Annotated in this window: 10 protein-coding genes; 6 read left to right on the forward strand and 4 right to left on the reverse strand. The window is 65.5% G+C overall.

Annotated elements, in window-relative coordinates; genetic code table 11:
* Positions 1-16 precede the first annotated feature (16 nt).
* The 4 genes from LJ362_RS01575 to LJ362_RS01590 are packed head-to-tail and all read left to right on the forward strand — an operon-like array spanning position 17 to position 4,022.
* A complete protein-coding gene (locus LJ362_RS01575; protein WP_264800425.1) occupies positions 17-1,006 on the forward strand; it encodes a siderophore ABC transporter substrate-binding protein in 990 nt (329 codons plus the stop codon).
* Positions 1,006-2,088, forward strand: a complete 1,083-nt coding sequence (locus tag LJ362_RS01580; RefSeq protein WP_264800426.1) for an ABC transporter permease — start codon at positions 1,006-1,008, stop codon at positions 2,086-2,088. The genes LJ362_RS01575 and LJ362_RS01580 overlap by 1 nt, the downstream gene beginning before the upstream one ends.
* 6 nt (positions 2,089-2,094) lie before the next feature.
* On the forward strand, positions 2,095-3,270 hold the full coding sequence (locus tag LJ362_RS01585) for an iron chelate uptake ABC transporter family permease subunit (protein WP_264800427.1): 1,176 nt from the start codon (positions 2,095-2,097) through the stop codon (positions 3,268-3,270).
* On the forward strand, positions 3,267-4,022 hold the full coding sequence (locus LJ362_RS01590) for an ABC transporter ATP-binding protein (RefSeq protein WP_264800428.1): 756 nt from the start codon (positions 3,267-3,269) through the stop codon (positions 4,020-4,022). The genes LJ362_RS01585 and LJ362_RS01590 overlap by 4 nt, the downstream gene beginning before the upstream one ends.
* A 121-nt stretch (positions 4,023-4,143) precedes the next feature.
* On the opposite strand, the gene LJ362_RS01595 is transcribed toward LJ362_RS01590, so the two are convergent.
* Positions 4,144-4,641: a hypothetical protein gene (locus tag LJ362_RS01595; protein WP_264800429.1), complete on the reverse strand. Its 498-nt coding sequence runs from the start codon at positions 4,639-4,641 to the stop codon at positions 4,144-4,146.
* A gap of 180 nt (positions 4,642-4,821) precedes the next feature.
* Here LJ362_RS01595 and LJ362_RS01600 point away from each other — a divergent pair, with 180 nt between their 5' ends.
* Positions 4,822-6,696 (forward strand): amidohydrolase, encoded by a 1,875-nt coding sequence (locus tag LJ362_RS01600; protein WP_264800430.1) that lies wholly within the window; start codon positions 4,822-4,824, stop codon positions 6,694-6,696.
* A gap of 132 nt (positions 6,697-6,828) precedes the next feature.
* Positions 6,829-8,142, forward strand: coding sequence for an acyltransferase (locus LJ362_RS01605; protein ID WP_264800431.1), 1,314 nt, complete (start codon positions 6,829-6,831; stop codon positions 8,140-8,142).
* A gap of 109 nt (positions 8,143-8,251) precedes the next feature.
* On the opposite strand, the gene fabG is transcribed toward LJ362_RS01605, so the two are convergent.
* The 3 genes from fabG to LJ362_RS01620 all read right to left on the reverse strand — a co-directional run bounded on the left by fabG (position 8,252) and on the right by LJ362_RS01620 (position 11,595).
* Entirely contained in the window at positions 8,252-9,061 is an 810-nt protein-coding gene (gene fabG, locus LJ362_RS01610; protein ID WP_264800432.1) for a 3-oxoacyl-ACP reductase FabG, read from the reverse strand.
* 30 nt (positions 9,062-9,091) lie between these two features.
* The gene (locus tag LJ362_RS01615) at positions 9,092-10,255 is read right to left on the reverse strand and encodes an acyl-CoA dehydrogenase family protein (RefSeq protein ID WP_264800433.1); all 1,164 of its coding nucleotides are present in this window, start codon (positions 10,253-10,255) and stop codon (positions 9,092-9,094) included.
* Between the two features lie 92 nt (positions 10,256-10,347).
* Positions 10,348-11,595, reverse strand: coding sequence for a CaiB/BaiF CoA transferase family protein (locus LJ362_RS01620; RefSeq protein WP_264800434.1), 1,248 nt, complete (start codon positions 11,593-11,595; stop codon positions 10,348-10,350).
* Positions 11,596-11,792 lie beyond the last annotated feature (197 nt).

The raw sequence follows: 11,792 nt of genomic DNA on the forward strand, positions 1-11,792 counted from the left end.
CTGAAAGTGGGACCCCATGGTTTCGACTCGCCTTCAACTGAGCGCCCTGGCAGGCGTTGTCGCTCTCACTCTGGCCGGCTGCGGATCGGCGGACTCCGACTCGGCTCAGGCCGAAGACTCCGGATCCACGATCGAGGTCGAGGACAACAACGGCAAGCAGACCGTCGCCTCCCCGCCGAAGTCCGTTGTCGCCACCGATAACCGCACGTTCCAGACGCTCAGCGACTGGGGCATCGAACTCAGCGGCGGCGCCGTCTCCCTGATGAGCGACGACCTCGACTACACGCAGGATGATTCGATCCTCGACCTCGGCAGCCACCGCGAACCCGACCTCGAGAAGGTCGTCGAGGCGGGGCCCGATCTCATCGTCAATGGTCAGCGATTCGCCCAGTTCCATGACGACCTGGCCAAGCTCGCTCCCGACGCGACTGTGCTCGAACTCGATCCCCGCGATGGTGAGGACTTCGATGCCGAACTGCGCCGTCAGACCGAGGTCCTCGGCGACGTCTTCGGGAAGCAGGACGAAGCGAAGAAGCTCGTCGACGATTTCGACGCCTCCATCGAACGCGCGCAGAACGCCTACGACGACAGCGACAAGGCCATGGGGCTGATCACCTCGGCCGGCGACATCGGCTATGCCGCACCAACGGTCGGCCGCACAGTCGGACCGGTCTTCGACATCCTCGACCTCGACCCGGCCCTCGAGGTCGAAGAGGGCAGCGAAGACCACCAGGGCGACGACGTCTCGGTCGAAGCCATCGCGAAGTCGAACCCCGACCTCATGATCGTCCTCGACCGCGACGCCTCCTTCGCGCCTGAAGAACGCGACGAAGGTTCGGCCCCGGCCGCCGAAGTCCTCGAAGAGTCCGAAGCGCTCAAGGACGTTCCTGCGATCAAGGACGACAAGATCGTCTACTTCCCCGAGGACACCTACCTCAACGAAGGCATCCAGACGTACACCGAGTTCTTCAACGACTTCGCCGACACGCTCGAAGCGCAGAAGTGATGACCCTCGCCGAGGCGGCCCGACGTCGGAGTGAAGCCCGACGCGAACGGACGGCTGAGTCCCCACAGGGAACGGTCGATTCGTCCCCCAACGGGACGGCGGAACCGTCCTCACGGGGGACCGCCTCGGCGAAGGCACCTCTTTTCGGATGGCCCCTGCTGCTGGGAATCGTCGGGGTCGCCATCCTTCTGGCGCTGTCGCTGCTCACCGGCGTCTATGACATCTTCGGCGGTGACGGCGGGGCCGAGATGTTCCAGATCACGCGGATCCCCCGCACGGTCGCCCTTGTCCTGGCCGGCGCCGCCATGGCGATGTGCGGACTGGTCATGCAGCTGCTGACTCAGAACCGCTTCGTCGAGCCGACGACGACCGGCACCACCGAATGGGCGGGGCTCGGCCTCATGCTCACCGTCATCGTCTACCCCGACGCCTCGATCGTCGCGCGGATGGTCGGCGCGATCATCGCCGCCTTCATCGGCACCCTCGTCTTCTTCGTCTTCCTGCGCCGCGTCTCTCTGAAATCCTCGCTCATCGTGCCCATCGTCGGCATCATGCTCGGCGCCGTCGTCGGCGCCGTCTCGACATTCATCGCCGTGCAGACGGACATGCTGCAGTCCCTGGGCATCTGGTTCGCCGGCAGCTTCACATCGATCCTGCGCGGCCAGTATGAGACCCTGTGGATCGTCGCGGCCGTCGTCGTCGCCATCTTCATCCTCGCCGACCGCTTCACCGTGGCAGGGCTCGGCAAGGAGATCGCCACCAACGTCGGCCTCAACTACAACCAGATCCTGCTGCTGGGCACCGTGTTCGTGGCGATTGCGACCGGAGTGGTCACCGTCGTCGTCGGCAACCTGCCGTTCCTCGGCCTCATCGTGCCGAACATCGTCTCCCTCATCCGCGGCGACGACCTGCGCTCGAACCTGCCCTGGGTGTGTCTGCTCGGCATCGCGATCGTCACCATCTGCGACCTCATCGGCAGGATCATCGTCATGCCCTTCGAAGTGCCGGTCTCCCTCATCCTCGGTGTCGTGGGGGCAGCCGTGTTCGTCGCCCTGCTCCTGCGTCAGCGAAAGGTCGGGTGAGTTCCGGTGCGTGCGAAGGACGAATCCCCGGCCATCACCGGCACCGAGGCGGTCGACCCGACCGCGGTCACCGACGTTCCCGGTGGGGATCGTCTGAGCTCCGCGAACGAAGCCAGCGGAGATCGCTCCCGTGCAGGCGTATGGGACGGTCGGCCGCCTCGGCGCGGGTCTGCCACCGTCCGCAGGTCGTCGGGACCTCTTCCCACGGCGAAGTCGGCGCGTCGGTACTGGACGATGATCATCGTTCTCGCGGTCGCCTCGGCGGGGATCGCTCTGGGCATCCTGGCCTGGGACAATCCGATGCCGATCACGGACCCGGGGTTCTGGCTGATCGCGGAGCTGCGGCTGACGAACCTCGTCGTCATCGCCATGGTGGCGCTGTGCCAGTCGTTCGGCACGGTCGCCTTCCAGACGGTCACGAACAACCGGATCATCACCCCCTCGATCATGGGATTCGAATCCCTCTACGTGGCGATCCAGACCTCGGCGATGTACTTCTTCGGCGTCACGGCGATCGTCGAACTCAAGGGGCTCGTGCCCTTCGTCGTCCAGTTGGTGCTTATGGTCGGACTGTCCCTGGCGCTCTACGGATGGCTGCTGTCCGGACGGCATTCCTCGGTGGCGCTCATGCTGCTCATCGGCGTGGTCATCGGCGGCGGACTCGGATCGGTGGCGACATTCATGCAGCGGACGCTGACGCCGAGCGAGTTCGACGTCCTCTCCGCCCGACTGTTCGGGTCGATCTCGAATTCGGATTCGAGCTACCTGCCGGTGTCGATCCCGCTGTGCGTGTTGGCCTGCCTCGGGCTCTACCTCTGTTCCTCACGCCTGAATGTGATGGCGCTGGGCCGGGACATGACGAGCAACCTCGGGCTCAAATATAAGGGCGAGCTGCTCAAAGTCCTCTTCTTCGTCTCCATCCTCATGGCGGTGTCCGTATCGATGATCGGACCGATGGTCTTCCTCGGCTTCCTCGTCGCGATGCTCGCCTACCAGTTCGCCGACACCTATGACCACAAGCGTCTCTTCCCGATGGCGGCCCTCCTCGGTTTCGTCGTCCTGGGTGGGGCGTACTTCGTCATGAAGAACATCTTCTACGCCGAGGGGGTCGTGTCGATCATCATCGAGATCGTCGGCGGCGGCGCCTTCCTGCTCGTCATCCTGAGAAAGGGGCAACTGTGATCACGCTCGAATCGGTCCGCAAATCCTACGACGACGAAGTTTCGATCGGACCCGTCGATCTGCAGATCCCTGCCGGGGGAGTCACCGCCCTGGTCGGACCGAACGGCGCTGGGAAGTCGACGCTGCTGACGATGATCGGGCGGCTGCTCGGGATGGACTCCGGTACGATCTCGGTAGCCGGCTATGACATCAGCTCGACGAAGTCGAAGGACCTCGCGAAGATCGTGTCCATCCTGCGTCAGGAGAACCACTTCATCACTCGGCTGACGATCCGGCAGCTCGTCGGCTTCGGACGGTTCCCCCATTCGAAAGGTCGACTGACGACCGCCGATGAGGAGATCATCTCGCAGGCGATCGACTTTCTCGAGCTCGGTGAGCTGGAGAACCGGTTCATCGACGAGCTCTCCGGTGGGCAGCGGCAGCGCGCCTACGTGGCGATGGTGTTGGCGCAGGACACCGACTACGTGCTGCTCGACGAGCCGCTGAACAACCTCGACATGAAGCGATCGGTGCAGATGATGCAGCACCTGCGCCGGGCCGCCGCCGAGATGGGGAGGACCATCGTCATCGTCCTCCATGACATCAACTTCGCCGGTCACTACGCCGACCACATCTGCGCGGTCAAAGACGGCGCCGTCATCGAATTCGGAGCGCCCGAGGAGATCATGACCGGCGAGGTGCTCTCACGCGTCTTCGACACCCCCGTCGACGTCATCGACGGACCCCGAGGTCCCCTGGCGGTGTATTTCTGACTCGCGGGAGTGCGTAGGCACAGCCGAACGGCCAGTTCCGTGGCCGGCAGCCGGTCCGCCCTCGGCTGGGCTCGCGGCCGCTGCGGTGAACTCTCGGTCGGTCAGGCGGCACGTGTGTGCTTCACCCAGCCGAGGAACCGGTTCCGATTGCCGGGCGAATCGTCACCCAACGGCGCACTGCCATCACGAGTGCGGCAGCCAGCCCCACGATGAGCAGTCCGTCGGCAGCGATGTAGAGCAGATGCAGCGACGACCCACCCTCGTCGACACCGGCGAGCACGGCATCCGTGCGCTGATTGAGCAGCGGCCGAATGACGATGACCTTGATGATGAGCACTCCGATGAGCCCGCAGGCCACACTGCGGTAGACGCGATCGACCCCCGACTTCAGCAGCGCCCACAGCAGGATCACGGCGATGACGAGCTCGACCCAGTTCATCACGCCGAACACCAGCCGACCGATGCCCAGCCCCAGCGGGATCGTGATTCCGGGGGCGGTGAACTTCAGCGGTGCCTCGATGAGCGAGATGCCGATGATGAGTCCGAGCCAGATGGCGGGCAGGATGATCCGAGCGCTCGCAGCCAGCCGCGAGTCATCGGTGCTGAAGAAGTGAGTCATGTCTTCGATTCTACTCCTCGTAGAAATTCGTTTGCCGCGCCCTCACCTTCACCCACCAATTACTACCTGACGGCGGCCCAGATACCTCGCGCGAGGTATCTGGGCCGCCGTCAGGTAGCACGGAGGGGCGGTGATCGGCCCACTCAGCGACTTCGCCGGACCCGCTCTAGACTGGTGTCCATGCGTCTGTTCTCCAATGCCGTGGTGCGCACTTTCGCACCCCAAGCCGACTCGAGTGCCCCCGGCTCGAACACCCCTGCGTCGCTCGCATCCGACCCGATCGGATCGAACGCAGAAACGACCCCCGACACGGCCTCCGCGCCGACCTTCGACCTCACGCACGCGGCCCCGGATGCGATCCTCGTCGATGGGGAGACCATCGTGGCCATCGGCACCCGGGCCGAACTCCTCGACATCGCCGCCGCGGAATCGTCGACGACGGCGGCGCTCGCCTCGGCGGGTGGGGTCGGTGCCACCACGGTCATCCCCGGCCTCGAGATCGATGAGATCGACTGCAGCGGGCAGGTCATTCTGCCCGGATTCGTCGACGGACACATCCACTCGATCCTGTACGCCGACTCCCTGACCGACCTCGATCTGTCCCAGACGAAATCGCTCGCCGAGGCGGTCGCGGCCATCCGTGAACGCGCGAATTCCCTCCCGGTGGGCACCTGGGTGGTCGGCTCCGGGTGGGACCTCAACAAGTGGGAGGACCCGAGCTACCCTGACCGTGAGCTCCTCGACGCCGAGGTCCCCGACCATCCGGTGGCGATGTGGTCACTCGATCTGCACACCTTGTGGGTCAACGCACACGCTCTCGAGATCGCCGGCATCGACGAGGCGACCCCCGATTCTTCAGGCGGTAGCTTCGTCCGCGACGAGAACGGTCAGCTCACAGGTCTCGTACGCGAAGACGCCACCGATCTCGTCGCCCGCTTCATCCCCGAACCCAGCCGCGAGGACCAGGTCGAACGCCTCGCCACCACCCAGGATCTCTTCCTGTCACAGGGGCTGACCGGGATCCATGACTTCGACGGCATCGCCTCGACCTTGGGCTGGAACGACCTGCATGCGGCCGGTCGCCAGGACATGCGCGTGACCCTGTTCCTGCGTTCACCCGAAGTGCCGTGGGCGATCGAAACCGCCTGGCACACCGGTGACGGGGATGATTGGCTGCAGTGCGGCGGGCTGAAGCTGTTCTCGGACGGGGCTCTCGGCTCGCATACCTCGCACATGTCCTCAGCGTTTCCCGCGATCGACGGTGAGGACGAGAACTTCGGTGTCGTGCAGATGACCGAGGACGAACTCTTCGACCAGGCACATATCGCCACCGAGGCGGGAATCTCCGTGGCCATCCACGCCATCGGCGATCAGGCGAACCACCATGTGCTCGCTGTCTACGACCGCCTGCGGGAAACGACGAAGGCCGCGGAAGAGAAGTTCGGCCGACCCCTGCGTCACCGCGTCGAACACGCCCAGTTCATCCAGCCGGCCGACGTCGCCCGGTTCGCCGAGCTCGGGGTGCTCGCGTCGATGCAGCCGCGCCACTGCATCTCCGACCTGCACCTGCTCCACCTCATCGACGAGTCCGCGCAGCTAGCCGCCTATGCCTGGCCCGACCTGCTCGATGCCGGGGCGCACGTGGTCTTCGGCTCCGACGGTCCGGTCGAGCATGCGAACCCCTTCGCCGCGATCTATGCCGCGATGACCAGGGCGAACATCTCCGGTGACGCGTCGACGACCTTCCAGCCGCACCGTCGCCTGAGTGCCGTCGAGGCCATCCGCCTGCACACTCAGGGACCGGCCTTCGCCGCCGGGCTCGAGGACCGGCGCGGATATCTGGCGCCGGGGATGGACGCCGACTTCATCATCGTCGACATAGATCCGTGCGCGGCCGAAGGGCTCAACGTTGACCACTCGAGTGTCGGCGCGTCAGAGCGCGACGGCCTCCTCGGCTACGATTCCGAAGAAGCCCTCTTCGCCCACGCCGAGGCGATCCGCGACACCCGAGTCGCGCTCACCGTCGTCGGCGGCGAAGTGAAATACCGGGCCTGACCACGCCGAGGCGGTCGACCGCCTCGGCGATGGGCGGGGCCTGCACTGCCCGCTCCCTCGACCAACCGCTTCCTCGGCCAACCGCTCCCTCGATCAACCGCTCCCTCGACCAACCGACAAGGACGTCCCCGCATGCCCCGCTCGTTTCTGGCCCAGGCCCGCAAGGTCGATGAGGCGACCCCGGACTCTCGCAGCCGCGAGGTCGACTTCCTGCGCGCCGCGGCGATCACCGTGGTCGTGCTCGGTCATTGGACGATCATCGCCGTCAGCGCCGCCGGCGGCATCGAACCACACGGACTGCTCGACCAGGCGAGATGGACGCACCCTCTGACCTGGGTGTTCCAGGTGATGCCGATCTTCTTCCTCGTCGGCGGCTACTCCAACGCACTGTCCTGGCGTTCGGCCAGGCGGCGTCAGACCGGCTACGCCGAATGGCTGCGGGCGCGCCTGCGCCGCCTCGGCCTTCCGCTCATCCCGCTGCTGCTCGTCTGGCTGGCCACCTGCGTCATCGCCCTGTCTGCCGGTGCTGCACCCGCCTCCGTCCAGCTGGCCTCCCAGATGGCACTCGTGCCGACCTGGTTCCTCGCGGCCTATCTGCTCGTCGTCATCGTTGCCCCGCCGTGTCTGATCCTGTGGGAGAGGTGGGGCTGGTGGTCGATCATCGCAGGCATCGGCTTGGCCGGCATCATCGACCTCATCAGCATCGTCACCGAGAGCACGCTCGCCGGCTATCCGAACTACCTGCTCGTCTGGGCGAGCTTCCATCAGTTCGGCTATGCCTGGCTCGACGGCCGACTCTCCAGCATCAGTCGCTGCCTGCTGCTCTTCGTCATCGGCGCAGTCGGACTCGGGCTCCTCGTCGGCTTCGGCCCTTATCCGGTGTCGATGATCACCGCAGGCACCGATACGATCTCGAATTCCGCCCCGACCCGTGTGACCATGGCCTTCCTCGGCATGGCTCAGGCCGGAATCGTGCTCATGCTCCAGAAGCCGCTCGCGAAACTGCTGCGCAGCCCCGGACTGTGGTTCCTCACGGTGCTCGTCAACCAGCGCATCATGACCTGGTTCCTCTGGCACCTGACCGCGCTGACTGCCTTGGCCAACGTCCTCATCGGATTCGACGCCGATGCCCTGCTGCCGACTCCGCTGACCGGAATCTGGTGGCTCACGCGTCCGCTGTGGGCGCTGGTTCTGCTGGCGATCACCGGGGTGCTCGTGGCGATCTTCGGCCGGTTCGAAACTCCGTCCCCCGACGACCGTCCCGCGCCTCCCGTGTGGATGCCGATCGCCGCCTCAGTGGCCATCTGCGCGGGCCTGGCCATCCTGGCCGACACCGGAATGGTCGACGGCCACGGCGTCACCTGGATCTGGCCGCTGCTGCCGCTCATCGGCATGTTCGCCTTCGGAGTCGTCCGCTTGCCCGGCCGGCGATCGGCGAAGAGCTGACCGTCGCCGAGGCGGCCCATCCGCTGCACGAGGAATTCGGAGGGAGAGAAGTGTTGATTTCCTCGTCTGAAATCATCATTCTTCTCCCTCCGAATCGACATGCCCCGGATCAGATGTGGCGACCGCCGGAGATCTCGGTGACGGTGCCGGTGAGGTAGCTCGACAGTCCGGAGGCGAGGAACAGCACGACGGAGGCGACCTCTTCGGGGTCGCCGGCGCGACCGAGCGGGATGTCGGCGAGCTTCGAATCGATCGCGTGCTGCGGCATGGCCGCGGTCATGGCGGTGTTGATGAACCCGGGCTGGATGGCGTTGATGCGGATGTTCTTGAACGCGACCTCCTTGGCCACGGCCTTCGTCATGCCGACGATGCCCGCCTTCGCCGCGGAGTAGTTCGACTGTCCGGGGTTGCCGACCTTGCCGCTGATCGAGGACGCGTTGATGATCGAGCCGCCGCGGTCCTGCTCGCGCATGAGCGCGGTGGCGACCTTGAGCCCGTTCCATGTGCCGCGCAGGTGCACGGAGATGACGTCGTCGAACTGCTGCTCGGTCATCTTCCGGATCGTCGCATCGCGGGTGATGCCGGCGTTGTTGACCCAGATGTCGATACCGCCGAAAGCGGTCGTGGCCGCTGCGGCGAGTTTTTCGACGGCCCCGAGGTCGGACACATTGCACACCGCGCCCGTGGCGACTCCATCTCCGCCGAGTTCGGTCACAGCAGCCTGCAGACTCTCCTCATTCATATCGGCGAGAACGACCTTCGCGCCGGAGTCGACGAGGCTGCGCGCCATCGCCAGGCCGAGGCCCTGTCCGCCGCCGGTGACGACGGCGACCTTGCCGCTGAGGAGGCCGGGGACGGCGGTGACTCCGCCGGTTTCGGTGACGGTGATGCCGGAGTTCGCGGTTGTGGATTCAGTCATGGGATGCCTTTCGTGCGTGGTCGGTTGTTCTCAGAGGTTGAACTGCGGTTTGTGCGCGCCACCCAGCAGCTGCTTGGCGACGACGACGCGCTGGACCTCGGAGGTGCCTTCGTAGATGCGGAACAGGCGTGCGTGGCGGTAGAAGCGTTCGACCGCTGACTCGCGCATATAGCCCATGCCGCCCTGGATCTGCACGCCCTTGTCGGCGATGCGGGCGAGTGCTTCGGAGGCGAAGAGCTTCGCCGAGGAGGGGCCCAGCTTGCGATCGGTCTCGGCGTCCCAGCGCCCGGCGGCCGCGAGGACGAGAGCCTTGGCGGCGGCGACGTCGGTGTAGATATCGGCGAGCATCGCCTGGACGAGCTGGAACCGGGCGATCGGTTCCCCGCCCTGCTTCGCTTCGGCGGCGAAGCGGACGGATTCGTCGAGGATGCGGATCGACTGACCGACGCAGATCGCGGCGATGTGCAGGCGTCCCTTGTTGAGTGAGGCCATGGCCGCGTAGAAGCCCTTCTCCTCCTCACCGCCGATGAGGTTGGCGGCAGGCACGCGCACGTCGTCGAAGAAGATCTCCGAGGTCCAGGCGCCGGCCTGACCCATCTTGTGATCGTGTGGGCCGACGGTCACGCCTTCGGACTGCGTGGGCACGAGGAAGACCGAGATGCCCTTTGAGCCCGTGGCGTTCGGGTCGGTGCGGGCGAAGACCATGAGGACATCGGAGGCCTCCGCGTTGGTGATGAACCGCTTGGAGCCGTTGATGATGTAGTCATCGCCAACGCGTTCGGCCTTCGTCCGCAGGCCCGAGGGGTCGGAGCCGGCCTCGGATTCGGTGAGGGCGAAGGAAGCGACGACCTCTCCGGAGGTCAGACGGGGCAGCCATTCGGACTTCTGCTCATCGGTGCCGTAGTTGACGAGCACCTGTCCGGCGATGCCGTTGTTCGTGCCGAACAGGGACCGGAACGACGGGGTGGTGTAGCCGAGCTCCATGGCCAGGAGTGCGTCCTGTTCGGCATTGAGGCCGAGGCCGCCGTACTCCTCGGGCAGAGCCCAGCCGAAGAGTCCCATTTCGGCAGATTCCCTGATGATGGATTCGGGGAAGGCATCCTCGTCCTCGACTTGGGTCTCGAGGGGGACGACCTTCTCGCGGACGAATTCGCGGACGGCAGTGAGGATGTCGTCGAGTTCTGAGTTGTCCATTGTTGAATCTCCTTCAGATGGCTGCTGTGCAGAGGTCTGCGGTCAAGAGTTGAGATTGAGGGTCCGACTGGAAGGGTGCGAACCGGTACGGTCTAGAGGCTGTCGAGCCAGGCGCGGACCCGCTCGTCATCGGCACCGAGTTCTGGGGGAGCGAGGTCGTAGGCGACCTCGGACTTGGTCAGGCGGATCGGGTTGCGGATGGTCGGGATGACGCGGTCGCCGGTGCCGGTGTCCACGACCGGTTCCAAGCCGAGACTCTTCGCGTGTTCGACGCCTTCGGCGATCGAGTTGATCGGCGCGCAGGGCAGGCCGACGGCGGTGAGCTTGTCAAACCATTCCTGTGCCGTGTGGGCGGCCAGGGCGTCGAGGAGTTCGGGTTCGAGTTCGTCGCGGTGGGCGTTGCGGGCCTTGGCCTTCGCGAACCGGTCGTCATCACACCAATCGGGACGACCGACCACCTCGGCGAGGATCCTGAATTGGCCGTCGTTGGCGGCGGCGACGATGAGTTCGCCCTCCTTCGTGGCCATCGGCTGATACGGATAGAGGCTCGGGTGGGCATTGCCCATGCGCGTGGGCGTCACGCCGGCCGCGGCATACGCGCCGGACTGGTTGGCCAGGCCGGACATCGCCGAGGACATGAGGTTGGTCTCGACGAGCTGGCCCTCTCCGGTGAGCGTCTTGTGCTGGATAGCGGCGAGGACGCCGATCGTCGTGTGCAGTCCGGTCATGACGTCGAAGACGGCGACCCCGGCGCGGTACGGCGAGCCATCGGGGCTGCCGGTGACCGACATGAAACCGGACATCGCCTGGACGAGGAGGTCGTAGCCGGGCAGGGCGTTGTCGGCACCGAACCCGGTGACCGAGGCGAAGATGACCTCCGGGTTGGGTGTTGAGTTGGTCTGTGTGATCGAGGCGTAGTCGAGCCCGTACTTCTTCAGGCCTCCGGGTTTGAAGTTCTCGACGATGATGTCGGCGCGGGCCGCGAGCTTCTGGGCGACCTGGAGGTCGTCGGGGTCGGTGAAGTCGAGGACGATGTCGTACTTGTTGCGGTTGATCGACAGGTAGTAGGTGGCGTCGTCCTCGCGCACCGGCGGCGTCCAATGCCGGGTGTCATCGCCCTTGGGTCCTTCGACCTTGATGACGGTGGCGCCGAGGTCGGCGAGCATCATCGTCGAGTAGGGCCCGGCGAGGACACGGGAGAAGTCGACGACGATCTGTCCCGACAAGGGACCCGAGCCGGCGCGGGGGAGGAACTCCTCGAGACGGTCGTGGGCAGGTGACCGATGGTGCTCGTGCTCAGAGCCGCTGTCGTGGTGCTCAGAAGTGGTCGACTGCTTCATCGTCGAATGTCTTCCTCTCGTCAGGCCGGCGGCGCTGCTGTGTGCCGCCGGGCTCGAAACCCCGGTTCGCGCGGTGTGGTTCAAGCCTGCACGGCGCGTGTATGGTCCATCCCACTATATATCTGATCAGTCAATAATGTACATGCATTATTGACTATACGGGTATTGGATTGCGGGTGGTTGCCGGGCCGACCATA

Source organism: Brevibacterium sp. JSBI002 (genome assembly GCF_026013965.1).
In the GTDB taxonomy this organism is placed as follows: domain Bacteria; phylum Actinomycetota; class Actinomycetes; order Actinomycetales; family Brevibacteriaceae; genus Brevibacterium.

Bases quoted from the DNA above. Each gene is read 5' to 3' on its own strand.
- LJ362_RS01575 (WP_264800425.1), top strand. From the start codon at position 17: ATGGTTTCGACTCGCCTTCAACTGAGCGCCCTGGCAGGCGTTGTCGCT.
- LJ362_RS01580 (WP_264800426.1), top strand. From the start codon at position 1,006: ATGACCCTCGCCGAGGCGGCCCGACGTCGGAGTGAAGCCCGACGCGAA.
- LJ362_RS01595 (WP_264800429.1), bottom strand. From the start codon at position 4,641: ATGACTCACTTCTTCAGCACCGATGACTCGCGGCTGGCTGCGAGCGCT.
- LJ362_RS01600 (WP_264800430.1), top strand. From the start codon at position 4,822: ATGCGTCTGTTCTCCAATGCCGTGGTGCGCACTTTCGCACCCCAAGCC.
- LJ362_RS01605 (WP_264800431.1), top strand. From the start codon at position 6,829: ATGCCCCGCTCGTTTCTGGCCCAGGCCCGCAAGGTCGATGAGGCGACC.
- fabG (WP_264800432.1), bottom strand. From the start codon at position 9,061: ATGACTGAATCCACAACCGCGAACTCCGGCATCACCGTCACCGAAACC.
- LJ362_RS01615 (WP_264800433.1), bottom strand. From the start codon at position 10,255: ATGGACAACTCAGAACTCGACGACATCCTCACTGCCGTCCGCGAATTC.
- LJ362_RS01620 (WP_264800434.1), bottom strand. From the start codon at position 11,595: ATGAAGCAGTCGACCACTTCTGAGCACCACGACAGCGGCTCTGAGCAC.